Raw genomic sequence first — 24294 nt, 5'->3', positions numbered from 1 at the left:
CGCTACGCGCCCAGCTTCATCCGGTTCTTGCGGATGGAGGGCAGGCTGATGCGGAAGGTGCTGCCCTTGCCCTGCTCGCTGCTGGCGGTGATCTCCCCGCCGAAGCCGGTGATGATGCCGTGGCAGATGGACAGGCCGAGCCCCGTGCCCACGCCCACCGGCTTGGTGGTGAAGAAGGGATCGAAGATGCGGCCGAGCACCTCGGGGGCCATGCCGCACCCGGTGTCCCTCACCTCGATGATGGCGTGGTCGCTCTCGGCGCGCAGGCAGACGCGGATCTCGTTCTTGTCCGGCTGGCCGGCGCTGATGGCGTGCGCGGCGTTGATGAGCAGGTTGAGCACCACCTGGCCGAAGCGCGCCTCGCTGCCCTCCACGAGCGGCACCTCGGCCACCTCCTTCACCACGGTGGCGCGGTGGCGCAGCTCGCCGCGGGCCAGCGCCAGCGCCGAGTCGATGACGCGCCGCAGGTCCACCGCCGTGGGCTGCTCCTCGTCGCCTCGCGAGAACGTCTTGAGATCCTGGACGATGAGGCGCACGCGGTTGACGCCCTCGTTCGTCTCCTGGAGCACCTCGTTGATCTCGCTCAGGCGCCCCTCGGGCAGCTGCTCGGCGATGGCCTGCAGCTCCTCGGTGAGGAAGGACAGGTTGGAGATGACGAAGGCGAGCGGGTTGTTGATTTCGTGCGCCACGCCCGCGGCGAGCGTACCCACCGAGGCCAGCCGGTCCGCGACGACGAGCCGCGCCTGAATCTGCCTGCGCTCGGTGAGATCCCGCGCGCTCACCAGCGTGGCGGGCTGGCCGGCGAAGACGAGCCGCAGGCTGCTGATCTCCGCCGTGAGCACGCCCCCGTCCGGAGGCTGGAAGCGGATCTCGCGCACGCGGTGGCCCCCGGGCATCAGGCCGCGGCCGGGGAGGCCCTCGAGCATGCTCGCGGCCTCGGCGCGGTCCTCCGGGAGGACGAAGTCCAGCAGCGAGCGGCCCACCAGCTCGTTGCCCTTGAGGTGCAGGAAGGAGCAGGCCGACGGGTTGACGTAGAGCAGCGGCCCGCCGCGGTGCACGAAGATGGCCTCGGGCGAGCCCTCGATGAGGGCGCGGAAGCTCTCCTCGGAGCGGCGCAGCGCCTCCTCGGCGGCCTTGCGCTCGGTGATGTCGAAGGACACGCCTCCGAGGAAGCGCCGGCCCGAGCTGTCGCGGGCGATGAAGCGGTAGGTGAGGAACTGGCGCGGCTCGCCGTCCGGCGTGGGGATGGTGCTCTCGGTGACCGAGGGCTGGCCCGTCTTGAAGGCCTGCTCATCCTGCTCGTGCAGGTGGGCGACGGTCTCCGGCGGCATGAGCTGCTCGTCGGGGATGGTGCTCACGTCCACGCCGGGCGACAGCCCGAAGAAGCGCCGGAAGGGCTCGTTGGCGAAGATGCGCCGGCCCGCGTCGTCCTTCATGTACGCCAGGGCCGGGTTGTTGTTGAGGAACGAATCGAAGAGGTGCTGCGTCTCCTGCAGCGCGGTGACGATGGAGGCCACCTCCGTCATCAGCGCCTGCTTCGCCGCGTGCTCGGCGGCGTTGCCCATGGCGGCCCCGAGCAGGCCCGCCATCAGCTCCAGGGTGCGCTCGTCCGAGTCCACGAAAGCGAACGGCACCTGCGAGACGATGCTCAACACGCCCACCGTCTGGTTGTCGCGCTTGAGGGGCACGTTGAGCATGGAGCGGACCTTCAGCCGCCGCGCCGCATCCACGTTGGCGCGAGGGTCGCGCTCGGTGTCGTCGGTGCGCATCACCTCACCGCGCAGCACGCTGGTGCCCGCCATGGTGCTGGCGATGGCCAGGCGCGCGCCCTCGAATTGCTTCGAGTAGCCCGTGCACACGCGGTAGTACATCTCCTCGCCCTCGATGATGCCCACCGCCGCGCCGCCCGCGCCGCAGAGGATCATCGCCCGCTCGGCGATGAGCCGCATCACCACGTCCAGGTCCAGGCCCGCCAGCGCGATGTCGTTCTGCGTCTGGATGATGGCCGCCAGCCGCTCGATTTCGCCGCGCGCCGACTCCTCGTGCGACTGCCGGCGCATGAAGGCGTAGCAGCGGCGCTCGAAGAGGGCGATGCGGGCGCGCACGTCCGCCGGGTGGTAGGGCGACACCAGGTAGTCGTCCACGCCGATCTCCATCAGCGGGGCGAGCTCCTCCTCGGCCAGGCTCTCCGCCATGCCGAGCACGGACACCTCGGCGGCGCGGATCTGCGCGCGCAACCGGTTGAACCACTCGGACTTCTCGCGGACCTGCGCGGCCCCGACCACCAGCACATCCACCAGCGAGACGGTAGCGGCCGTGACCTCGGGTCCCGAGGCGACCACGACCTCGTGGCCCATCCGGGAGAGCTCCGCCCCGATGGGGTGGTCACCGTCGCGACTGAGGAGGAGAAAGCGCATGGAGGCAGGAGCGGATTCTGGGGAAACGAAAGATTGCTAGATCGAGGCCCTCTCGGTCCACACAGGAGCGCCCGGTTCCAGGAGGACCGCTCTCTCCTGTTGGGCGGAAGCGTACTCTCGTTGACTGCTCCTCGGGGAGAGGTGGGGGGGGACGGACGGGGGCATCCCGGCTGGCCGGAGGGTCAGCGAGCGCCAGCATTATTGCCACGTGTCCAACCTTTGTGCGACCTCGACGTGCTCAATGGTGATCGCCAGGAAGAGGAGGAATGCGTGGCCCCCTGGCATCCGAGCGGGGGAGCCCTATCTCCCACCGGTTGTCCGCCGCGGGTGGGTGGACAGGGGTAGCTCGGGGCGGGGCCGGTCCGGGGGGTAGGTCACTGATGAAGCGGGCGATCGCGGTGGGGTTGTGGATGGTGGCGCTGGGCGCCTGCCAGGTGGCGGCGTTGCCCCAGGTGATGGAGGAGCGGCGGGAGGAGGTCTCGACTTCGGAGCTCTTCGACCGGGGCGCACTCACGGTGATGACGCGCGACCTGAGCCCGGAGACGGGCCTGGAGCGGTTGCTGCGGACGCCCGGGGAGGAGCTGCCGGCGCGGGCCACGGCGGTGCTCGGCGCCCTGCACTCCGAGGACGTCTCCACGCGGGCGCGGGCCCTGGCGGACGAGATTCAATACGCGAGGCCGCACCTGATTGGCCTGCAGCGGGTGGCGCAGGTGCGGCGGCAGAGCCCGGGGGACTCCCTCTTCGGCGGAACCCGTGCGGCGGAGGCGGTGACGCTGGACGTCCTGCCCGAGCTGATGGACGAGCTGGAGGTGCGCGGGCTGCACTACCGGGAGGTGGCGCGGGTGCGCAACGCGGACGTGGAGGTGCCCGTGTTCACCGGCGCCGGGCCCACGTTCGACGATGTGCGTCTGACGGACTTCGACGTCATCCTCGCGCGGGCGGATGTACCGGTGGACGGAGTCCGGACGGACAATTACGCGGCGCGGCGAGAAGTGCCGGGCGCGGGGCTCGGGCCGGTGGCGCTGCCGAGGGGCTGGGCCTCGGTGGCGGCGACGGTGGAGGGCCGGAAGTACCGCTTCGTCAGCACGCACCTGGAGCCGGCGCCGGACGAGGAGGGCCTGCGGGTGCAGCTGGCGCAGGCGGAGGAGCTGATCGGCTCGCTGCGGGGCGAGCGGCTGCCGGTGGTGCTGGTGGGGAGCTTCAACACGCCGGCCAACCTGGGGCTGGTGGGGGCGCCCACGTACCGGGAGCTGCTGCTGGCCGGCTACGTGGACGTGTGGACGCGCCGCCTGGGGAGCGCGCTGACGGACGGAGGAGACGTACCGGCCGGGCTGCCCGCGTTGGCGGAGCGCGGCAACCTGGTGCTGGTGCGCAACCCCGTGATGGCGAGCGTGCGCCGCCTGGGCCCGGTGCTGGCGTACGGGGTGGGAAGCACACGCGAGGCGCCGCGGTTCGAGCCCGGAAGCTCGAGCCTGGCCGGGGTGGTGGCGCGCCTGCGGATGCCCGCGTCCGCGAGGAACTGAGCGGAGCGGCTCAGCTGGCGGCGCCCTGGCCGGGTGTGCCCGGGGTGTACCAGTCCTCGTGGGGGCTCCACTGCATGCAGCGGAAGCACTGGGTGTTCTTCCAGTGGATGCCGCACCGGGGGCATTTGCCGCCCGTGTCGAAGGTGTTCCACGCGCAGCCGCAGCGGCAGCCCCAGAGGTCGCTCTTGCGCGGCCGCCAGCCACACTTCGGGCAGCGGATGCGCCCCCCGCCCACGGTGTCCTCCAGGCGCTCCTCCTGCTTCACGCCGCCGTGCCGCTCGGGGTCCTGGGCGCCGTGCTTCGCTTCCTGCCGGAGAGGGGCTTCGCGGTGCGGGGGGAACACCCCTCGAATCTGCACCCTCCGCGGAGCTTGCGCACGCTTCCCTCGTGCCCCGAGGATGAGCGCACCGTGAGCGCACCATCAGGAGTCCTGGTCGCCGAGCAACCCCACTACCTGCCGTGGTTGGACTTCTACGAGCAGGTGGCGAGGGCGGACACGCTGCTGGTGCTGGACAACGTGCAGTGGCTGAGGAGGGGCTGGCAGCGGAGGGCGCGGGTGGCGCTGCCGCCGGGCACTCCCCTTCCCCCTCCGGCCGAGCCCGCCTTCCAGTGGCTGACGATTCCGCTGGAGGGCGCGCACCGGGACACGCGCATCTCCGAGCTGGCGGTGGACCCGGGGCAGCCGTGGACGCGCAAGCACCTGGCCACGCTGACGACGCTGTACGGCCGCAGGCCCTACTTCCGCGCCCAGGTGTTGCCAGGACTGGAGCGCTTCTACGCCGAGGCGGAGAAGGAGCGCGGCCCGGGCTCGCTGCTGCGCACGCTGCTGGCGAGCATGGCGCTCTTCTACGAACCGCTGGGGTTGAAGCCGCGCGTGGTGCTGGCGTCGACGCTGGACCGCTCGCACCCGGACAAGACGGGGCGGCTGGCGTCGTACTGCACGCAGTTGGGGATGGACACGTACTACTCGGCGGTGGGCTCGCTGTACTTGAAGCCGGGGCCGTTCCGGGACGCGGGCGTGCGGCTGCTGTGGCAGAAGTACCGCTATCCCGCGTACGACCAGGGCCGCAAGGGTGAGCGCTTCGTCGTGGGCCTCTCCATCGTGGACGTGCTGTCGAATGTTCCGCTGGAGGAAGCCCGCAAGTGGTTGGAACCGAACCCCTGGGGACCGTTCGCGAAGCAGACTCCCTGAAGGCGCTGGAGCAGGCGCCAGGGCACGGCGCCGGGCGTGTCGGGGGCGCGTGAAACACTCCCGGCACCATGAGCACAAGAGCTGCGGCCCCTTCCGAGGGGCACGAGGGCGTGGGCCTCTACGTCTTCTGTTTCATGCGTGCGGGCGCGGCCGGTGCGGCGACGGGCCCGGGGTTCTCGGAGAACGCGCCACTCGGTGCGCGGGTGCACGAGGGGCTCGCGGCCATCTGCTGCGAGGTGCCCCTTCACGAATGGACGGGCGAGACGGGCGAGGCCCATTTGAAGGACGTGGGCTGGCTCGGACCGCGCGCCCTGTTCCACGAGGAGGTGCTCGAGCAGATGATGCGCGCCTCGCCGGTGCTGCCGCTGCGCTTCGGCTGCCTTTTTTCATCGGCCGGGCGGCTGGAGGAGCTGCTGCGGCGCGAGCGGGTGCGAATCACGGCCTTCCTCGAGCGGGCGGAGCACGAGGAGGAGTGGTCGCTCCAAGGCCTGCTCGACCCGAGGGCCTGCGAAGAGGCGGTGTTCGCCGCCGACCCGCGCGTGGCGAAACTGCCAGCGTCCGCGGGGGCGCGCTACCTGATGGAGCAGAAGCTGCGGAAGGACGCGGCACGCGGCGCACGGGTGTGGGTCGAAGAGGCCCAGGCTCAGCTGGTGAAGGCGCTCGGAGGACTGGTGCTCGAGCGGCGCACGTTGCGGCCCCCGCCGCGAAGTGAAGGAGAACCCGCGCGGGAGGGCGCTTTGCACTGGGCGCTCCTCCTTCCGCGCGGGGCGCGGGCGGAACTGGCCAGGCGCCTCGAGCCGCTGGCGGAGTCCCTGTCCGCGCGAGGCCTGTACCTGTCGGCGCGCGGGCCCTGGCCGGCCTACAACTTCGCGCCCCGCCTCGGAGACACACCGGGCGAAGAGACCCAGGAGCGGACGCTTGGCTGACCCCACCCCGTCACGTCCCGGAGACACCGGGCTGTTGCTCTACTGCATCTCCGACGCGTCCTCGCCCTGGCCCGGCGAAGGGCTCGGGTTGCGAGGCGCCAGACTCCAGCGCATCACGCACGGCGGGCTCGCGGCCGTGGTCTCCCCCGTGTCGGAGCTCTCGCGGGAGGCGGCACCGACGGCGGAGCTGCTCGAGTTCGAGCGCGTCATCCGCACCCAGCACGCCGTGGCCGATGTGCTGCCGATGCGATTCGGTGGCGTGCTCTCCGGCGAGGCGGCGGTGCGCGCGCACGTCGACGAGCACCGGGACGCCTATCTGCGTTCGCTCGCGCGGGTCTCCGGCTGCGTGGAGATGGGCGTGCGGGCGCTGGTGTCCCCTCCCCCACCGCCCGTGGCGCGAGAGGATGTCGCGAAGCCGGGGCTCCGCTCGGGAGCCGCCTATCTCGAGGCCCGGCGCCACCGCTATTCGGCGGAGAACCGGCTGCGCGACCAGTGCACGGCGCTGGAGCAAGCCCTGCTGTCGAAGGCAGCGCCGCTGTGCAGGGAGCACCGTACGGAGCTCTCGCCCCCGCGTCCGGGCGAGCCCGCCCTCTGCTCGCTGTATTTCCTGGTGCCGCGCGGCGAGGTGTCCGCGTTCCGGGCCGCGCTCTCGTCCGTCCCGGGCGACGCTCCCGCGAGCCTCACGCTGAGCGGACCGTGGCCTCCGTTCAACTTCGTGGACTGAACACTTGCAGGTGAAGCCCGTTTCACCAGACGTGCGAGTCTTTGCTGTTCAATGACAAACATGTCGGACGCCCTTGTTATTCGTGAGAGCAATCATGGCGCCGCTGGGGGAAGCCAGGAGAGCACCTCAACCCGAGGTAGAACAACAGGAGGCAGCAATGGCAGCCATTCAGAAGTCGACCGACTCGTCCAGCCTGGCGCAGGTGATCAGCATCATCCTCGACAAGGGAATCGTGATTGACGCGTGGGCCACGGTCTCGCTGGTGGGCATCCAGCTGCTGGCGATCGAGGCGCGTGTGGTGATCGCCTCGGTGGAGACGTACCTGAAGTACGCGGCGGCGATCGGCCTGACGGACGCCTCGGCGGGGCTGAAGAACGCGGCCCTGCCGATGGCGACCACGGTGAACGTGGCGGCTCCCGCGCCGGCCGCGGTGGGCGCGTAGCTGAACGGACCACGGTAGGAAGGGAGACGGGGAGATGACGAGCGCTCAGGTCGGAGGCACGTATGTCTATGCGATTCTCACCAGCCCGGAAGCTGTCGGCGAGCCGGGTTCGATAGGCATCGAAGGTGGTGAGGTCTACTGCGTCAGCGCGGGGGACCTCGCGGCAGCGGTGAGCCGTGTGCGCCATGCGCGCCTCCGGCCCGAGCGCAAGCATCTCCTCGCGCATCAAGCCGTCCTGCGGCACTTGATGGAGCGAAGCACGGTGTTGCCGGCGGCGTTCGGGCTCATCGCCGGGAGTGACGAGGCCGTGCGGGAGCGGCTGCTCGAGAACCAGGACGCGTTCCGCGAGCAGCTCGCGCTGGTCGCTGGCAAGTGGGAGATGGGGCTGCGGTTGAGCTGGAACGCCCCGAACCTCTTCGACTACTTCGTTGAAATCCACCCGGAGCTCGGCGCCATCCGCGAGCGCCTGAGGGGCCGCCACGATGTGAGCCGCGAGGAATTGCTCGAGGTGGGCAAGCTGTACGAGAGCCTCCGGGAAGGCGATCGGGAGGCGCACGCCGGGCGCGTGGTGGCGGCGCTCCAGGAGCACGGCATCGAGCTGAAGTGGGGCTCGCCGCGCGACGAGCGCGAGGTGATGAGCGTGTCGTGTCTCGTGACGCGCGAGGGCCGGGAAGCCTTCGAGAAGGTGCTCGAAACCATCGCCGCGAGCTTCGATGACCACTTCACCTTCGAGCTCAACGGCCCCTGGGCCCCGCACAGCTTCACGGAATTGAAGTCCACCCCCCGGACCGCGCAGGAGTGACGATGCTGCTCATTGATGATCTCCTGCTCGCGCCGCTCCATGGCCTGCTCTGGGTCGCCAGGCAGCTCGACGACGCCGCGAGCCAGGAACAGGAGAAGGAAAAGGAGGAGCTCGAGGCGCGGCTGCGCGAGCTCTATCTGCGGCTCGAGGGCGGGCAGCTCGACGAGCGGGAATTCGAGACGCGGGAGGCGGAGCTGCTGGATCGGCTCGATGCCATCGCCGCGAGCCGGGAAGCGGAGGACCTCGCGGTCCAGCAGGGAGCGGAGCCATGACGGGAGCACCGGCTGAATCCGAGTCCATTTCCCTCTGTGAGGCGCTCGACCGGGTGCTCCACAAGGGCGTGGCGCTGCGCGGGGACATCGTGTTGTCGGTGGCGGATGTGGACCTTGTCTACCTCGGCCTGCAGCTCATCCTGTGCTCGGCGGACACGGCGCGGCGCGTGGGCATTGTCCCGCCCCCGCCGCTGCGCCCCGCCTCCCGCCCAGGTGGAGACGTGGAATGAGCGGCACGGATGGGGCGATGGAGGCGGCGCTGAAAAGACAACTCACCCCACCCTCGCGGCGGCTCGCGCTCGACGAGGGCACGCTGAAGAACGGGCTCGGTCAATTGGTGCTCACGCTCGTCAAACTGTTGCATGAGCTGCTCGAGAAACAGGCGATCCGCCGCATGGAGGGCGGTTCCCTGCGCGATGAGGAAATCGAACGCCTGGGAACGGCGCTGATGCTTCAGGCCGGGGAGATCGAACGGCTCCGGGTGGAGTTCGGGCTCACCGAGCAGGACCTGAACCTCGACCTGGGCCCACTCGGCAAACTGCTGTGAGGAGCTGACATGACGGCATCGAACATCGTCCAGAGCACCCGGAGCGCGACGCTCGCGGACGTGCTGGAGCGCGTCCTCGACAAGGGCCTGGTGGTCGCGGGCGACATCAAGATCAAGCTCCTGGACATCGAGCTGCTCACCATCCAGGTGCGGCTGGTGGTGTGCTCGGTGGACAAGGCCGCCGAGATGGGCATGGACTTCTGGAGGAGCGATCCCAGCCTGTCCTCGCTCGCGCGGCGCGAGCCCTCGCGAGCCCTTCCCGCCCCCGGCTCACCGGGCCATGACGCTCGGACCGGGACGGGCCAGCCCGAGGAGCTCGCGCGCCGGGTGGCGGAGCTGGAGGCGGTGGTGGCGAAGCTGGAAGGCAGGTAGCCCCTTCCAGCCGTTCACCGGCGGCGGTGCGCCAGGGCCGCCCGGACGAGCTTCAACACCCGTTGGCGCTCAGCCTCCGAGAGCCCGAAGTGCTCGAGCTCCGCCGTCAGGGCGTCCAGCTTCCACTGGCCGTCGACGCAGGCGTTGAGCCACATGGCGACGGTGGAGTCCTCGAATTCACGCTCGCTGTAGGCGCTGAGCTCGCGCATCAGGTCCGTATACCGGCGGAGGTAATACTTCTGGTGGTAGTCCTCGGCCCGGTAGAACGTGGCCAGGGGCAGGATGGGCAGGAGCATGGGCCCGCTCCGCCCCGCCATCGCCCGCTGCGCCGCCGCGAGCGCCAGGCGCCTCTGCGCCTCGTCCGCGTAGAACACAGCGGCCATGTACTGGCGACTGTAGGGACGCTCGGTGGGATCGGCGCCCTGCCAGAAGTACCCCAGCAGCGTCTCATAGGAGAGCCGCGCCGGGTCGTAGTCGATTTGGAAGGACTCCGTGTGGTCCCCGAGGTGGTGATAGGTCGGGTCCGGCTGGCTGCCGCCGGTGTAGCCCACGCGCGTCCGGAGAACACCTGGGAGACACCCGAACCGGGCGTCAGGACCCCAGAATCAACCCAACGAGAAGGTGGCCGTCTCCACGCGCCCGGGAGCCCTCGCGTCCACGGGCAGCAACCGGGTGGGGGCAGCTTCGGCGTTCAGGGTGGGCTCCATGGCGTTTCCTCCACCTGTTCTACGAATGAACCCGGCCCGCGGTTACAACACTTCCCGGCATGGCGTCGGACGGACCCCCGCCCGCCGAGGGAATGAGCTCGGCGGACGTGGGGCTTCGCTCAGCGCTTGTCCTTGTCGAACCGGACGAAGTAGCTGCGCACCGACGCGTCGATGAGATCCGTGTCCAGCTGCGGCGGCATGCCCCGGTAGTGCGCCATGTCGATCATCTGATCGAGCAGGTCGCGCGGCTGGCACGCGGCGAAGCGGCGGCCCACGGGCTTGTAGTGCGTGTCGATGAGGTACTGCACCATCTCCGCGTCATAGGGCACGCCGCGCTTGCGGCACATGACTTCGAAGATCTGGTGGAACAGCTCCTCGTCCGGGGGCTGCACCTCGAGCTTGTAGCGCACGCGGCGCAGGAAGGCGTCGTCGACGAGGTCGCTCGGATCCAGGTTGGTGGAGAAGGCGGCGAAGACGTCGAAGGGCACCTGCACCTTCTTGCCCGTGTGGAGCGTGAGCATGTCCACGTCGCTCTCGAGCGGGACGATCCACCGGTTGAGCAAGTCCTTCGGGGAGACCTTCTGCCGCCCGAAGTCGTCGATCAGCAGCATCCCGTTGGTGGCCTTCATCTGGAAGGGAGCCTCGTAGTACTTGACCTCGGGCGAGTACACGAGATCGAGCATCTCGAGGGTGAGCTCACCGCCCACGACGACGAGCGGCCGGCGGATGCGCACCCAGCGCCGGTCATACGAGCTGGAATCGTCCTCGACGGGCTTGTGCAGGATGCTGTCGTAGATGCGGACGATGAAGTCGTCGATGAGGATGGCGTGGGGGATGAAGATGTCCCCATCGAGGCAGTTGATCATGCCCTGGCAGATGGCCGTCTTGCCGTTGCCGGGGGGCCCGTAGAAGAAGATGGCGCGGCCCGAGTTCATCGCGGGGCCGATGCCGTCGAAGATGTAGTCGCGGATGATGAGGTCGCCGAACTTGTCCTCCATCCGCTGGCGGGTGATGCGGTTGCCGCGCACGGTCTGCTTCTTGACCGAGTCGATCCACTCCTGGAGCGTGACGGGAGCCGGACCGTTGTAGCGGTTGCGATCGAGGATCTGCCGCAGCACGTCCGTGGCGAACGTGGTGAGCTGGTAGATCATCGTGGACTTGCCCACGCCCGAGCCGCCACCGCCGCGGATGTCGATGTACTTCTGGCGGCGCAGGCCCTCGAGGATGTCATCCACCACGGTGGTGGGCAGCTTGAGGCGGTTGGCGATGTCCATGCCCCGCATCTCGCCGGCGAAGAAGATGGCCTTGAGGACGAGCTCCTCCACCATGGTGCCAGTGAGGCCCGACTCGGCGAGCGTGCGAGGCTGGGCGGGCCAGAAGCCGGCGGAGTTGGCCGAGGCGCCCCCACCACTCGCCTCGGGGGCGACGGCGCGGCGCATGCCGGTCGCGCCGCGGCGCTCGGGGCCTCCGACGGCCGGGGTACCGGTGGCGGTGGCCCGGCGCGGCGGCTCGGAGGGGACGGGAGGCAGCTCGGACGTCGGCACCGGCGGGCCCGCGCGGCGCGGCGGATCGACGATGACCGAGGGCAGATCCATGGAGGGCACCTGCGGGGCCGAGCGGGATCGCAGCTCCGAGGGAAGCGGCGTCAGCTCCATGCTCGGCACCGGGGGCGCCGAGCGCTTCTCCATGGGCACCGAGGCCAGGTCCATGCTGGGAGGGGACGCCGGGCGGCGCATCTCCGCGGGCACGGAGGAAAGCTGCTCGGTGGGGAGGTTGGAGATGACGCGGCGGGCCTCGGGACTGGGAGGGCTCGAGGGGCGGCGCTCGAGGAAGGGACTGGGGCCGACGGGCCTGCGCTCGGGGCCGCCCTGGGCGGGGGGACGCGCCGGAGCACCCGGAGCCGCGGGGCCCTGCCCGGGGGGCACGCGGGGCCGAGGCGGCGCGGAGAGCCCGTTCCCCTCTCGAGGGGTGACGGTGCGGCTCGTGTCGGTTTCGAACTCAGGGGACTCGAATGGCGGGGGATTGCCCCCCGGCCTCCGCTGCTCGGCCATGCTTGCTCCGGGTTGAGGCCGCCGAGTGTAGCAGGAACTGGCCAGGGTACCTGGAGCCCGGACGCGAAAACCCGGGCGCGCAAGCGGACTGCCCCCGTCCCGACCCGGTGCTAGCTTGCCCGGTATGAGCTTCTTCCAGGAACCCCCGAGGCTTGGAAACCAGTACGAGGACGACGCCCTGCTGCGCAGCTACCTGGACCGGGTGCTCCCGAGGGACTTGCGGGCCGGACTGGAGGGCGAGCTCCGGGAGCTGGGCGAGCTGGGAGGCAGGTACTTCTACGAGCTCCAGCTCAGGGACCGGCTGAACGAGCCCGAGCTGACGCAGTGGGACGCGTGGGGCCACCGGGTGGACCACATCGAGGTGTCGCCGCTGTGGAAGGAAGCGGAGGCGCTGGCGGCGAGGCGGGGGCTGGTGGCCACGGCGTACGAGCAGAGGAACGGAGAGCTCTCGCGGGTGCACCAGTTCGTCCTGAACTACCTGGTGCAGCCGTCGCTGGACGTCTACTCGTGCCCGCTGGCGATGACGGACGGGGCGGCGAGGACGCTGCTGTCGTTGGGGAACAAGGAATTGGTGGAGCGCGCCCTGCCCCACCTGACCTCGAGGGATCCGGCGGCGTTCTGGACGTCGGGACAGTGGATGACGGAGCGGACGGGCGGCTCGGACGTGGGGCTGACGCAGACGGTGGCGAGGCCATCGCCCGAGGGGTGGAGGCTGTACGGGACGAAGTGGTTCACCTCGGCGACGACGGCGCAGATGGCACTGACGCTGGGGAGGCCGGAGGGGAACGGGCCGGGGGGCAAGGGGCTGGCGATCTTCTACGTGGAGACGCGGGGGACGGACGGGAGGCTGAACGGGATTGAGATCAACCGGCTGAAGGACAAGCTGGGGACGAGGAAGGTGCCGACGGCGGAGCTGACGCTGGAGGGGACGCTGGCGGTGCCGGTGGCGGGGCTGACGGACGGCATCCGGAACATGGCGTGGATGCTGAACGTGACGCGGACGTGGAACGCGATGGGCGCCGCGTGGAGCATGAGGCGGGCGCTGGCGCTGGCGAGGGACTACGCGAAGCGGCGGGTGCAGTTCGGGGCGGCGCTGTCGGAGAAGCCGCTGCACGTGGACACGCTGGCGGGGCTGGAGGCCGAGTTCCACGGAGGCTTCCTGCTGGCGTTCCGGGCGGTGGAGCTGCTGGGGAAGCTGGAGGCGAGGACGGCGACGGAGGAGGAGCTGTTGCTGCAGCGGCTGGTGACGCCGTTGGCGAAGCTGACGACGGGGCGGCAGGTGGTGCACGTGACGTCCGAGGCAGTGGAGAGCTTCGGAGGAGCGGGCTACGTGGAGGACACGGGACTGCCGAGGCTGCTGGCGGACTCGCAGGTGCTGTCCATCTGGGAGGGGACGACGAACGTGCTCTCGCTGGACACGCTGAGGGCGATGGCGAAGGGCGGAGCGCTGGAGGCGCTGTACGCGGACGCGGAGCGGCGGCTGGGGGCGGCGAAGGACGCGGGGTTGAGGCCGTGCGTGGAGGCGGCGCAGGAGTCGCTGGAGAAGGCGCGGGCGTGGGTGATGAAGGCGATGGAGAACCCGGCGGGGGTGGAGGCCGGGGCAAGACGGTTCTCGCTGACGCTGGGCCGCACCTACGAGCTGGCGCTGCTGGTGGAGCACGCGCAGTGGTGCCTGGACCATGGGCACGGCCCGAGGACCATGGCGGCGGCGAGGAGGCTCATGCGCAACGGCGTGGACCTGATCGCGGACATGGACCTGGACGACGCGCGGCTGCTGGTTTCGTGAGCCGTGGCTCAGGGGCCGGACGGGAGCGTTCCGGCCTGCTGCGAGCCTTCGCTCGCGAACCGCATCAACTCCTGGAGGGTGGTGGGCTTGTCGAGCACGTCATTGTGGTGCTTGCCCTCCAGGATGCGCACGGTGGCATTCGGGAACAGCGTTCCCAGTGTCCGCCCCATGTCCACGGGGATGACCTCGTCCCGAGTCCCGTGGACGATGAGCACCGGCAACTCGAGTCCGGGGGCCTTGGCCGCGCTGTCGAACGGATCCCTCACGAGCAGGCGCGCGGGCAGCCACGGGAAGATCCTCGCGCCCACCTCCACGAGCGAGGTGTAGGGAGTGAGGAGCACCAACCGCACGCCGTGACCTCGCTTCGCCATCTCCACCGCCACTCCTGAACCGAGCGACTGTCCCTGCAGCACCGTGCGCTCCCGAGGCACGCCCAGAGGGCCGTGCAGGTGCTCCAGCGCGGCCGCCGCCGCCGCGTAGATGCCCTTCTCGGAAGGCCCCTGCCCCACCGCCGCGAGCCCGTATCCCGGGTACTCAACCGCGAAGAAGCCGAGCCCCGCCTCCTGGTAGCGCTGCGCCAGCCACTGCCCGTCCGCGAGCTGCTCGCCGTTGCCGTGGAAGTGCACCACGGTCGGCGCTCCGTCTGGCGCGGGCACATGCAGAGCGAACACCGTCGAGCCCTCCGGCCCGGGGATGCGCAGGAGCGTGGCTCCGGGCAGCGAGGGCTCGTGAGCCCCCGGGGGTACCGGGAACACGAGCTGCCTCTGGTTGAGGAACACCAGCACGCAGAGGCCCACATACGCGATGACCAGCGTGGCCAGCACCAGGAGCAGCATCCGCCTCGCCCTTTGGAGAAGACGTCCCATGGAGCAGAACCTTAACCGTCATCGCGTCAGTCGAGGAAGCGCCTCCACCAGCGCCTTGCCTGCTCCTCGGTGAAGCGTAATGCCGTGTGGCGCGGTGGCTCGCCGGAGGACGTGACTTGCGACAGGTGGAGAGGCTCGAGCCAGGGCTCCAGTACCCGGGCGAGCTCGCGGTACGCGGGAAGAATCTGCCCCGCGGACAGGTCTCCCGCCTTCCAATCACAGCGGCTTCAAGGTTCCTGCCTTCCACTCCTCCAGCGCCCACTCCGCCGAAAAGCCAACCAGACCGCCCGCGTTTCTCGCGAGGTCGGCGAGCACCCTTTCCCCCTCATCTGGCGCGAACTCCATGACTGCTGTCGCAGCCCAACAACGAGTTCCCAGGTCTGGATCGTCAAGCAACGATAAGAGCTGTCGCTGCGCCTCGATACCTCTTGCTCGCAGCTCCCGGTGAATCGCAACGAGAAGATCGAACATGCGATTTCCGTCCTTTGGCTTGCCCGCATAGATGGCGCGCATCCTCTCCGCGGATAGCGTTCTGGTCTTTTCGATCAGGTGTTCCGTTGGGAGTTTGTCCACCTCCATCTTCTTCATGGAATGACTCCAAACTGCCTCAATCTCACGCCGCTTCCTGTGCCGGGACATAGGGGAGCTCCAGCATGAAGGTGGCTCCGCGCCCCGGCCCCTCGCTATGGGCCGTCAGCGAGCCGCCCAGTTCCTGGGCCGCCAGCGCACTGGAGTGCAGGCCGAAGCCATGCCCCTCCTGGCGGGTGGTGAAGCCAAACTGGAAGATGCGCGTGAGCATTTCCGGTGCGATGCCCATTCCATTGTCCCGCAGCCCGATGCGGATGCGGTGGTCCCCGGTGTGCTCCAGCGTCACCGTCACGAGCCGCTCGCCCGGGGGCACTCCATCCAGGGCGTATTGGGCGTTGCTGATCAGGTTGACGAGGATCATCAGGGCCTTGTGCTTGTCGGTGAGCACGGGAGGCAGCGGGGCCAGGTCGCGCACCACCTTCACCTGGTGGCGGTTGAGGCCGGTCGCGTTGATGCGCAGCGCGTCGTCCACCACCTCCGCCAGTTGCACGGGCTCGTGCAGGCGGGGCGTGCGCGCGTGGTTCTGCTGCAGCTTGACGATGTCGCCCACGTGCTCGGTGTAGCGGCCCACGTCCTCGATCAGGGTCACGATCTCCTGGCGCTCGTCGACCAGATGCTGTCCCAGTTTGTCCAGGAAGGGCATGACATTGCGCCCGCGCTCGTCCTGGGTGAGGAAGGTGCCGATTTCGGCCTGGCGCTCCTGCATCATGGACGCCACGCGGCCCACCTGCTCCAGGCGCATCTCCGACAGGCGCTCCCGGGCCAGCTGCGCCGAGGTGTACACGCTGTTGAGCACGTTGCCCACGTTGTGCAGCACGTTGGTGGCGATCTCCGCCATGCCCGCCCGCCGGGCCGTCTGCACCAGCTGCTTGTGGACGTCCTTGAGCTCGCGGGTGCGCTCCTCGACGCGCTGCTCCAGGCTTTCGTTGGCGTGGCGCAGCTCCTCCTCGCGGTGCTGAACCTTGTCGGCCATCATGTGGAAGGAGCGGGCCAGCTGGCCCAGCTCGTCCTGGCGCCCGGTGTCCAGCTTGACGTGGAAGTCGCCCGAGGCCACCCCACGAGAGGCACGGGTGAAGGCCAGCAGGGGCACGGCGATCTTCTGCTCGAGCACCCAGTACATCATGACCAGCTCGAGCAGGAGGGAGACGATGCCGAGCAGCAGGACGTAGCGGGTGGCCTGGATGGCCGGAGCCGTCACCCTGTGCTCGGGGAGCACGGTGACGAAGTTCCAGCCGGGACCCTGGATACGGCCGATGGCGAGGTACTCACGGTACTCGGGGAGCTCCAACACGGACTCACCCGCCGGACGGTTGCGCACCCGTTCGAAGATGTCATGCAGGTGGGCGCGCAGTTCGGCGGGGGCGGGCTGCGAGGGGGCGCCCTCGGGCGGCTTCGAGGCATCCACGATGTTGTAGTTGCCGTTGGTCTGCTTCGGCGTCAGCTCCGGATGGGTGATGAGCTGCCCATCGTCGCGGATGAGCATGTTGTACGCGCCGGGCCCGTTGTCCTGATGGACGCGGGCCAGCATCCCCTCGAGCAACACATCCTGGGAGATCGTCGCGACATGGCGGTGCTCCAGGTCCAACGGCGTGGAGACCGAGACCATGGGCAGCTGGGAGGATTTGTCGAAGTAGGCCTGGGTCCACACGGCCTTGCGCGCCGGATTGTGCTCGGGGCGGCTGAGGCGGAAGATGTGGGACTGGGTGGCGAAGAAGCCCGGCCTGGCTTGCTGGCTGAAGTTGGGGTGCTCGGGCCAATAGAGGATGAGCGGCCCCTCCGGCAGCATGACGTAGGTGTTCGTGAAGCGTGTGTGGAAGGCGGGCCCGTACTGGGCGAGCACGTCATACGAGGCGAGGATCCTCCGGCGCAGGCTGGCGTCGACCGTCACGCCCCGGGGAACGATGACGCCCGGCTCGCGCGTGCCATCCAGGAGCTCCGCACGGCTGCGGACCGTGCCGTCGGGCAGTGCGCCGAACAGGCGCTCGAAGCGGGCGCTCACCTCCTCCTCGGAGAGGGTACGGATCCTCTCCTCCAGGGCCTTGTGGAGGACGGCATGGTTGTCCTCGGCCAGCAGGAAGATGCCTTGCTCCCGCTGGCTGTACTCCGACGCGTAGCCCCCCAGCCGTTCCAGCGCCTCCTCCCGCTGGGTGTGGAACATGTGGAGGTAGCTGAGGAGGGTCGTCAGCGCGACGATGGTGCCGATACGCACACCCATGTGGATGAGCGTCGAGCGAGCCAGGGGAGCACGAAGTGGGCTGGACGGCATGGCGACCGGGCGGGTTTTGTTGCGTTGTAAATCCTACATTCTAGCCCGGCGAGCCCCGCTCGCGAAGGAAGCGGGAAGCCTCGGCCGCACGCCCGGTGACAGCGCGGACGCGCCGCGCGTCAGAGGACCCCCTGCCGGGTAGGCCCCCCTCCCCTGTTGCCTCCCCGTGGAGAAGGAGCTCCGGGGCGCCACTCCGGATTGCATTCGTGTCCACGAGACACTATGTTGGTGTGCACCGAACACGAAGATGGGAGGGCTGGAGCATGAGCATCCGGTACATGAAGGCGCCGCCGACGACGTACGTCATGCAGTTCAAGGATGGGCGGGTGAAGCGCGAGGGACCGGGCCTCTCCTTCTTCTACTGGGCGCCCACCACCACCGTGGTCGCCGTGCCCCTGGCCAGCGCGGACGTGCCCTTCGCCTTCAACGAGGTGACGCAGGACTTCCAGGCCGTCACCCTCCAGGGGCAGCTCACCTACCGGGTGGCGGACCCCAAGCTGCTCGCCGGGCTGCTGGACTACTCGGTGAAGCCCTCGGGCGAGTACGCCTCGGAGGATCCGTCGAAGCTGGAGGAGCGGCTCGTGCAGCTCGCCCAGGTGCGCGCCCGCATGGTGGTGCAGTCCATGCCGCTGCGCGAGGTGCTCGTGCAGGCGGCCACCATCGAGGGCAAGGTGCTCGCGGCGCTGCGCGAGACGGAAGCGGTGCGGATGCTGGGAGTGGAGGTGCAGGGCTTCGCGCTGCTGTCGGCGCGCCCCACCCCGGAGATGGCGCGGGCGCTCGAGGCCGAGGCGCGCGAGGCGCTCCAGCGGCGCGCGGACGAGGCCATCTACGCCCGCCGCAACGCCGCCGTGGAGCAGGAGCGGCGCATCAAGGAGAGCGAGCTCGCCACCGAGCTGTCGGTGGAGGCGGGCAAGCGGCGGATCCGCGAGGCGCAGATCGCCGCGGACATCGCGGTGGAGGAGCAGCGCGCCGCCTTCATGGAGCGCTGGAGCGAGAACGAGCGCAAGGCGGCCGAGGCCAAGGCGTACGCGCTGGAGAAGACGCTCGCGCCGGTGCGGGACATGGACTGGAAGGTGCTGATGGCGGCGTCCGGCGGAGGGAACGATCCCAAGCTGAACATCGCGCTCGCCTTCCGGGAGATGGCGGAGAACGCGGGGAAGATTGGCGAGCTGAACGTGTCGCCGGACCTGCTGCGCACGCTGCTGTCGGCCCCGTCGGGAAACCAGGCGCGCCATGGCTGAGTACGAGAAGCTCGTCCTCGTCACGCGCAAGACGCGGCTCGCCGAGCTGGTGGAGCGCTTCAACACGCGCTCGCAGGCGCGCTTCTACCTGGAGCACGCCGGCCAGGACTTCGAGGACTACGCGCGGGAGGACGACACCTACCGCCGCGCGTTGGACGCGCTGCACAAGCTGCTGGATCTCGGCCTGCCGGTGCAGCAGGTGGACCGCTCGCTGGTGCCCACCTTCCTCTTCACCGGTAGGGAGCTGGTGGTGACGGTGGGCCAGGACGGCCTGGTGGCCAACGTGGCCAAGTACGTGGGGGCGCAGCCGATTGTCGGCGTCAACCCAGACCCCGAGCGTTTCGACGGCGTGCTGCTGCCCTTCGGCGTCGACAAGGCGCGGGTGGCGGTGAGACAGGTGCTGGAGGAGAAGGCGCGCTTCCGCGAGGTGACGCTCGCCGAGGTGGTGCTGAGTGATGGCCAGCGGCTGCTCGGATTCAATGACCTGTTCCTCGGGGCGCGCACGCACGTCTCCGCCCGCTACACCCTGCACTACGAAAGCCGCGCCGAGTCCCAGTCCTCCAGCGGCATCATCGTCTCCACGGGAGCGGGCTCGAGCGGCTGGCTGTCCTCGGTGTTCACGCTGGCGAGGGGACTCACGGAGGCGACGGGAGGACAGCCGGGCCAGGCGTGGAGGCTCACCTGGGAGGACCCGCGGCTGGCCTTCGTGGTGCGCGAGCCCTTCATCAGCCGGCACTCGGCGGCGAGCGTGGTGGCCGGGTTCGTCAGCGAGCGGCAGGAGCTGGAGGTGGAGTCGCGGATGCCCTCGGGGGGCGTCATCTTCAGCGACGGCGTGGAGGAGGACTTCCTCGCCTTCAACGCGGGCACCACGGCCCGCGTGCGCCCGGCGGCCCAGCGGGCCCGGCTCGTCGTGCACTGAGAGCTGGTTTCGGTAGGGTCCTCAACGCTCTCCTGCGTTTCGAGATTGTTCCAGAAGAGCTGTCGACTGGAGCTAACCCGGCAGCGCGGAAGCGAGCGGCTCGAGTTGCTGCACCTTCACGTTCGTCACCTTGCCCGTCTTCTCCAGCGTCCCCTGCCCCACCAGGAACAGCGCGCCGTGGATGTCCTTGCGGAACCGCGCGTACGCGTCTGGTGGCACCACCAGGTTCGCGATCCCCGTCTCGTCCTCGAGTGACAGGAAGCAGAACCCCTTCGCCGTCGGCGGCATCTGCCGGCAGATGAGCATCCCGCCCACCGCCACACGGGCTCCCGCTCGCACCCGCTCCAGGCCCGCCGCTGTCACCGCGCCCCGCTTGCGCAGAATGGGCCGCAGCAGCTCCAGCGGGTGCTTCTCCAGCGACACGCCCACCGTCTCGAAGTCCTTGCTCACCCGCTCGGCCACGTTCATCTGCGGCAATTCCACCGGCGTCCCGTCCATCGCCATCCCGAAGAACAGGTCCGTCTCCTCCAGCGGGCCCAACGCCTGGATCTCCCAGAGCGCGTCCCGCCGCGAGCCACTGAGGCTCCCCAGAGCCCCCGCCAGCGCCAGCCGCGCCAGCTCGTGCCGGGGCGCCCGCGTCCGCCGCGCCAGCTCTCCGATGCTCGTGTAGCGCGGCCCCTGCCGCGCTGTTTCCACCCGCCGCCCCGCCGCCTCCTGGAGCCCTCGCACCATCCGCAGCCCCAGCCGCAGCGCTCCGCCCTCCTCCATCGTGCAGTCCCACCCCGAGTGGTTCACGTCCACGCCCAGCACCTTCACGCCGTGCCGCTGCGCGTCCGCCACCAGCGTGTGCGGTGCATAGAAACCCATCGGCTGCGAGTTCAGCAGCGCCGTGGTGAAGGCCGCCGGGTAGTGGCACTTGAGCCACGACGACGCGTACGCCAGCAGCGCGAAGCTCGCCGAGTGGCTCTCCGGGAAGCCGTAGTGCGCGAACCCGCGGAACTGGCGGAACAGCGTGTCCACGTACTCGGGCGTGTACCCGCGCGCCACTCCGCCCTCCACGAAGCGCTGGTGGAAGGGCCCCAGCCGCTCCTCCGCGCGCTTGTGCGACAGCGCCCGCCGCAGCCCATCCGCCTCCGCCGGAGTGAAGCCCGCCACCGCCATCGCCAGCTTCATCGCCTGCTCCTGGAAGAGCGGCACCCCGAGCGTCTTCTGCAAAATCTTCCGCACGTCCTCCGACGGGTACTCCACCGGCTCGCGCCCGTCCCGCCTCCGCAGGTACGGGTGCACCATGTCCCCGACGATCGGCCCCGGACGGATGAGGGCGATCTCCACCACCAGGTCGTAGAAGCACCGCGGCTTGAGCCTCGGCAGCATGTTCATCTGCGCGCGGCTCTCGATCTGGAACACGCCAATCGAGTCCGCGTTGCACAGCATCTCGTAGACCTGGGGGTCCTCCGCCGGAATCGTGGCCAGGGACAGATCGCGCCCGTGGTGCTGCTTGATCAACGCCAGGCACTTCGCCAGCGCCGTCAGCATCCCGAGCCCCAGCAGATCCACCTTCAGGACGCCCACCGCCTCCAGGTCGTCCTTCTCCCACTGCACCACCGTGCGGCCCTTCATCGCCGCGTTCTCCACCGGGATCATCTCCACCAGCGGCTCGCGGGTAATCACGAACCCGCCCACGTGGATGGAGAGGTGCCTCGGGAAGCTTTCAATCTCCGTCGCCAGCGCGAGCGTCTGCCGCACCCGCCGGTCCTCCTCCGACAGCCCCACTTCCTTCAGCAGCTCCGGGGACATCTCGCCGCCGTGCGAGCCCGCCACCTTCGCCAACCGGTCCACCTGGTCCAACGACAGCCCGAGCGCCTTGCCCACCTCGCGCAGCGCCAGCCGTCCCCGGTAGCAGATGACCTCGCACACCATGCCCGCGCGGTGCCGGCCGTGCTTCTCGTAGACGTACTGGAGCACCTCCTCGCGCCGCTCGTGCTCGAAGTCCACGTCGATGTCCGGCGGCTCCTTGCGCTCCATGCTCAGGAAGCGCTCGAAGAGCAGCCCCATCCGCACCGGATCAATCGCCGTCACGCCCAGCGCGTAGCAGACCGCCGAGTTCGCCGCGCTCCCCCGCCCCTGGCACAGAATCCCTCGCGAGCGCGCGAACCGGACGATGTCCCAGATGGCCAGGAAGTACCCCGCGAAATCCAGGGCCGCGATCAGCTTCAGCTCGTGCTCGATCTGCTTCACCACCTCGGGCGGGACGCCACTCGGGTAGCGCACCTGGAGCCCCTGGTACGTCAGCTCGCGCAGCCAGCTCGACGTCGAGTACCCAGGTGGCAGGTCCTGCTCCGAGAAGTGGTAGCGCAGTCCATCCAGCGTCGCGTGGCAGCGGCCCGCCAGCTCCACCGTGCGCTCGAGCGCCTCCGGACAGTCCGCGAAGAGACGCGCCATCTCCTCGGGCCCCTTGAGCGTCCGCTCCGCGTTGGGCAGCCGCCGCGTCCCGAGCTGCGCGAGCGTCGTCTTGTACCGGATGGCGGTGAGCACGTCCTGCAGCGGCTGGCGGCTGCGCTGGTGCGTGTGCACGTCGTTGTGCGCGCACAGCGGCACCCCGAGCTCCTTCGCCAGAGCCTTCGAGCGGGCCACCCGCGCCTCGTCTCCCGAGGACAGTGAGCGCGAGACGCCCACGTAGAAGCGCTCCGGGAAGGCCTCCGCCAGGGGGGCCACCTGGTCCAGGGGCGCCGCGAACGGGAGCAGGGCCAGGAGGCCCTCGTTGCCCTCGGCGAGCTCGCGCCAGGGCAGGCCCGCCTCGCCCTTGGGGTGCAGCATCCGGCTCTTGGAGATGAGCCGGCTCAGGTTCGCGTAGCCCCTCGCGTCCTGCGCGTACACCACCACCGGCGGGCCACCCATCAGGGTCAGCTCGCTGGCGATCAGGTACTTGATGCCCGCGTCCTTGGCCGCGAGGTGCGCCTTCACCGCCCCGTACAGCCCGTCCGCGTCCGCCAGCGCCACGGCGGTCAGTCCCCGCTCCGCAGCGGCCTGGATCAGTTCCTCGGGGTGCGAAGCCCCGCGCAGAAACGAGAAGTTCGACCGGCAGACCAACTCAGCGTACACGCTCGCCAACCTACTGAGCAGCCGTTCAGGCGGAAGGTCCGCCCCAGTAGGTATGTTGAGTCTACCAGCCGTGTCACGTCACTTCATAAGTGAGATCGATCCGCATGACCTTCTTCTGGAGTGCGTGCACGCGGGAAGACTCGAAACGTCCGATCGAGGGTGCTCGCCACTCTCCGCGCATTCGTGCGATGGAGCGCCCATGAAGGTTCGCTCGTTGCTGCTGCTCGTCGCTCTGGCCTCCCCCGCTTGTGCCGTGCGGCCCGCGGCCCAGGCCCCGGCTCCCGTCACGGGCGACAGCCTCTCGCGCTCCGAGATGGAGGCCCTGTCCGCCGTCTATCTCCAGGCCGGCGAGGCCCTCGGCAAGGGAGACCTCTCCGCCGCCGCCAGCAGTCTCACCCGCGCGCTCGAGCTGAACCCGGGAGACGAGTCGCTCGTCTACGACATCGCCGCGACGCTCGCCCAGGCCGGCCGCGCCGAGGAGTCCCTCTCCTGGCTGGAAAAGCTCGTCGCGATGCACAGCAACCTCGTCCCGCAGGCGCGCGACTTCCCCGGCCTCCAGGGCGAGCGCTACCAGCGCATCGTCGAGTCCCTTCAGCGCAACACGCCCGCCCCTCGCGGCACCGAGGCCTTCACCCTCTCCGAGCGCGACCTCATCCCCGAGGGCATCGCGCATGATCCGCTGACGCGCACCTTCTTCGTCAGCAGCATCCACAAGCGGAAGATCGTCGCGGTCCGTCCGGATGGCTCCCCCTCCGACTTCGCCACCTCGGAGGCGCAGCTCGACAGCGTGCTCGGCATGCGCGTGGACCCGGCCCGCCGCATCCTCTGGGCCAACAGCTACGCCTCCCCCTCCATGCAGGGCTTCAATGAATCGCTGCGTGGCCGCTCCACCCTCCACGCGTTCGACCTCGCCACGGGCAGGCAGGTGGCCCGGTTCGTCCGAGGCCCCGGCGGCCGGCACCTGCTCAATGACCTCGCCATCCGCCCGGACGGTGACGTGTTCCTCACCGACAGCGAGACCGGCGAGGTGCTGAAGCTGTGCATCCATACTCTTCTCACGGAACCCTCCTTCGAGGTGCTCGTCCCGCCGGGACAGCTCTTCCATCCCAACGGCATCACCCTCTCCGACGACGGCAAGACCCTCTTCGTCGCGGACTTCGTCAACGGAATCACGGTCCTCCGGCTCGACTCGGATGAGCGCTTCACCCTGCCGCACCCGCGCGGCGTCTCCACCCACGGCCTGGATGGCCTGTACTTCCACCAGGGCGGCCTCGTGGGCGTCCACAACGGCAACGGACCCGGGCGCATCGTCCGCTATGTGCTCTCGGACTCGCTCGACCGCATCGTCCGCATGGAGGTCCTCGAGTCCAACCACCCGAGCTTCGATATCCCCACGACCGGAGTGCTCGTGGGCGATGCGCTCTACGTCATCGCCAACAGCCAGCTGCGCGGCCTCGGCGCGGATGGGAAGTACCTGCCAGCCGAGCAGCTGAAGCCGGTGTCCATCCTGCGTCTCTCCGTGGCCCGCGGGAACTGAGCTAGGATCCGGCC

At 69.5% G+C, this 24294-nt stretch carries 21 protein-coding genes and 2 pseudogenes; 14 read left to right on the top strand and 9 right to left on the bottom strand.

What is annotated here, in order from left to right; all coding sequences use genetic code 11:
• Window positions 1-2: 2 nt before the first annotated feature.
• Window positions 3-2417 carry an ATP-binding protein gene (locus tag ACJ8AN_RS11810; RefSeq protein ID WP_407755399.1) on the bottom strand — a complete coding sequence of 805 codons (2415 nt, stop codon included), beginning with the start codon at window positions 2415-2417 and terminating at the stop codon, window positions 3-5.
• A 380-nt stretch (window positions 2418-2797) separates the two neighbouring features.
• On the opposite strand from ACJ8AN_RS11810, the gene ACJ8AN_RS11805 reads away from it, so the two are divergent.
• Complete coding sequence (locus tag ACJ8AN_RS11805) at window positions 2798-3940, top strand: hypothetical protein (RefSeq protein WP_407755398.1); 1143 nt, start codon at window positions 2798-2800, stop codon at window positions 3938-3940.
• A 10-nt stretch (window positions 3941-3950) separates the two neighbouring features.
• Here ACJ8AN_RS11805 and ACJ8AN_RS11800 read toward each other — a convergent pair whose 3' ends face one another.
• Window positions 3951-4283 carry a hypothetical protein gene (locus ACJ8AN_RS11800; protein WP_407755397.1) on the bottom strand — a complete coding sequence of 111 codons (333 nt, stop codon included), beginning with the start codon at window positions 4281-4283 and terminating at the stop codon, window positions 3951-3953.
• Between the two features lie 66 nt (window positions 4284-4349).
• Between ACJ8AN_RS11800 and ACJ8AN_RS11795 the strand changes: the two genes are divergently transcribed.
• The 9 genes and pseudogenes from ACJ8AN_RS11795 (at window position 4350) to ACJ8AN_RS11755 (ending at window position 9217) form a co-directional block, all read left to right on the top strand.
• Window positions 4350-5132 (top strand): WbqC family protein, encoded by a 783-nt coding sequence (locus tag ACJ8AN_RS11795; protein WP_407755396.1) that lies wholly within the window; start codon window positions 4350-4352, stop codon window positions 5130-5132.
• A gap of 68 nt (window positions 5133-5200) precedes the next feature.
• Complete coding sequence (locus ACJ8AN_RS11790; protein ID WP_407755395.1) at window positions 5201-6058, top strand: GvpL/GvpF family gas vesicle protein; 858 nt, start codon at window positions 5201-5203, stop codon at window positions 6056-6058.
• On the top strand, window positions 6051-6782 hold the full coding sequence (locus ACJ8AN_RS11785) for a GvpL/GvpF family gas vesicle protein (protein ID WP_407755394.1): 732 nt from the start codon (window positions 6051-6053) through the stop codon (window positions 6780-6782). The genes ACJ8AN_RS11790 and ACJ8AN_RS11785 overlap by 8 nt, the downstream gene beginning before the upstream one ends.
• Window positions 6783-6939: 157 nt before the next feature.
• Window positions 6940-7146, top strand: a pseudogene (gene gvpJ / locus ACJ8AN_RS11780) (gas vesicle protein GvpJ); the annotation flags it as partial.
• Window positions 7147-7258: 112 nt separating this feature from the next.
• Window positions 7259-8026 (top strand): GvpL/GvpF family gas vesicle protein, encoded by a 768-nt coding sequence (locus ACJ8AN_RS11775; RefSeq protein ID WP_407755393.1) that lies wholly within the window; start codon window positions 7259-7261, stop codon window positions 8024-8026.
• 2 nt (window positions 8027-8028) lie between these two features.
• Window positions 8029-8298: a gas vesicle protein GvpG gene (locus ACJ8AN_RS11770; protein WP_407755392.1), complete on the top strand. Its 270-nt coding sequence runs from the start codon at window positions 8029-8031 to the stop codon at window positions 8296-8298.
• A complete protein-coding gene (locus ACJ8AN_RS11765; protein WP_407755391.1) occupies window positions 8295-8528 on the top strand; it encodes a gas vesicle protein in 234 nt (77 codons plus the stop codon). The genes ACJ8AN_RS11770 and ACJ8AN_RS11765 overlap by 4 nt, the downstream gene beginning before the upstream one ends.
• A complete protein-coding gene (locus tag ACJ8AN_RS11760; protein ID WP_407755390.1) occupies window positions 8525-8845 on the top strand; it encodes a gas vesicle protein K in 321 nt (106 codons plus the stop codon). The genes ACJ8AN_RS11765 and ACJ8AN_RS11760 overlap by 4 nt, the downstream gene beginning before the upstream one ends.
• Before the next feature lie 9 nt (window positions 8846-8854).
• Window positions 8855-9217, top strand: a complete 363-nt coding sequence (locus ACJ8AN_RS11755) for a gas vesicle protein (RefSeq protein ID WP_407755389.1) — start codon at window positions 8855-8857, stop codon at window positions 9215-9217.
• A 14-nt stretch (window positions 9218-9231) separates the two neighbouring features.
• On the opposite strand, the pseudogene ACJ8AN_RS11750 reads toward ACJ8AN_RS11755, so the two are convergent.
• Window positions 9232-9810 (bottom strand): annotated as a pseudogene (locus tag ACJ8AN_RS11750) (peptide-methionine (S)-S-oxide reductase); the annotation flags it as partial.
• Window positions 9811-10043: 233 nt separating this feature from the next.
• Window positions 10044-11975 (bottom strand): ATPase, encoded by a 1932-nt coding sequence (locus ACJ8AN_RS11745; RefSeq protein WP_407755388.1) that lies wholly within the window; start codon window positions 11973-11975, stop codon window positions 10044-10046.
• 124 nt (window positions 11976-12099) lie between these two features.
• On the opposite strand from ACJ8AN_RS11745, the gene ACJ8AN_RS11740 reads away from it, so the two are divergent.
• Window positions 12100-13761: an acyl-CoA dehydrogenase family protein gene (locus tag ACJ8AN_RS11740; RefSeq protein ID WP_407755387.1), complete on the top strand. Its 1662-nt coding sequence runs from the start codon at window positions 12100-12102 to the stop codon at window positions 13759-13761.
• Window positions 13762-13769: 8 nt separating this feature from the next.
• Here the strand turns inward: ACJ8AN_RS11740 and ACJ8AN_RS11735 are convergent, their stop codons facing one another.
• The 4 genes from ACJ8AN_RS11735 to ACJ8AN_RS11720 form a co-directional block, all read right to left on the bottom strand.
• Window positions 13770-14627, bottom strand: coding sequence for an alpha/beta hydrolase (locus ACJ8AN_RS11735; RefSeq protein ID WP_407755386.1), 858 nt, complete (start codon window positions 14625-14627; stop codon window positions 13770-13772).
• Window positions 14628-14653: 26 nt separating this feature from the next.
• Window positions 14654-14779 carry a hypothetical protein gene (locus ACJ8AN_RS11730; RefSeq protein WP_407755470.1) on the bottom strand — a complete coding sequence of 42 codons (126 nt, stop codon included), beginning with the start codon at window positions 14777-14779 and terminating at the stop codon, window positions 14654-14656.
• Window positions 14780-14843: 64 nt separating this feature from the next.
• Window positions 14844-15215: a DUF2019 domain-containing protein gene (locus ACJ8AN_RS11725; RefSeq protein WP_407755385.1), complete on the bottom strand. Its 372-nt coding sequence runs from the start codon at window positions 15213-15215 to the stop codon at window positions 14844-14846.
• Between the two features lie 25 nt (window positions 15216-15240).
• Window positions 15241-17430: an ATP-binding protein gene (locus ACJ8AN_RS11720; RefSeq protein WP_407755384.1), complete on the bottom strand. Its 2190-nt coding sequence runs from the start codon at window positions 17428-17430 to the stop codon at window positions 15241-15243.
• A gap of 314 nt (window positions 17431-17744) precedes the next feature.
• Between ACJ8AN_RS11720 and ACJ8AN_RS11715 the strand changes: the two genes are divergently transcribed.
• The gene (locus ACJ8AN_RS11715; protein ID WP_407755383.1) at window positions 17745-18722 is read left to right on the top strand and encodes an SPFH domain-containing protein; all 978 of its coding nucleotides are present in this window, start codon (window positions 17745-17747) and stop codon (window positions 18720-18722) included.
• Window positions 18715-19641, top strand: a complete 927-nt coding sequence (locus ACJ8AN_RS11710; protein WP_407755382.1) for an NAD+ kinase — start codon at window positions 18715-18717, stop codon at window positions 19639-19641. The genes ACJ8AN_RS11715 and ACJ8AN_RS11710 overlap by 8 nt, the downstream gene beginning before the upstream one ends.
• Window positions 19642-19713: 72 nt before the next feature.
• Here the strand turns inward: ACJ8AN_RS11710 and ACJ8AN_RS11705 are convergent, their stop codons facing one another.
• Window positions 19714-22743 (bottom strand): error-prone DNA polymerase, encoded by a 3030-nt coding sequence (locus ACJ8AN_RS11705; protein ID WP_407755381.1) that lies wholly within the window; start codon window positions 22741-22743, stop codon window positions 19714-19716.
• 199 nt (window positions 22744-22942) lie between these two features.
• On the opposite strand from ACJ8AN_RS11705, the gene ACJ8AN_RS11700 reads away from it, so the two are divergent.
• Window positions 22943-24280, top strand: a complete 1338-nt coding sequence (locus tag ACJ8AN_RS11700) for an SMP-30/gluconolactonase/LRE family protein (RefSeq protein ID WP_407755380.1) — start codon at window positions 22943-22945, stop codon at window positions 24278-24280.
• Window positions 24281-24294: the final 14 nt, after the last annotated feature.

Source organism: Archangium sp., assembly GCF_045802675.1.
Lineage (GTDB): Bacteria > Myxococcota > Myxococcia > Myxococcales > Myxococcaceae > Archangium.
This window is presented reverse-complemented; position numbering and strand designations above follow the sequence as displayed.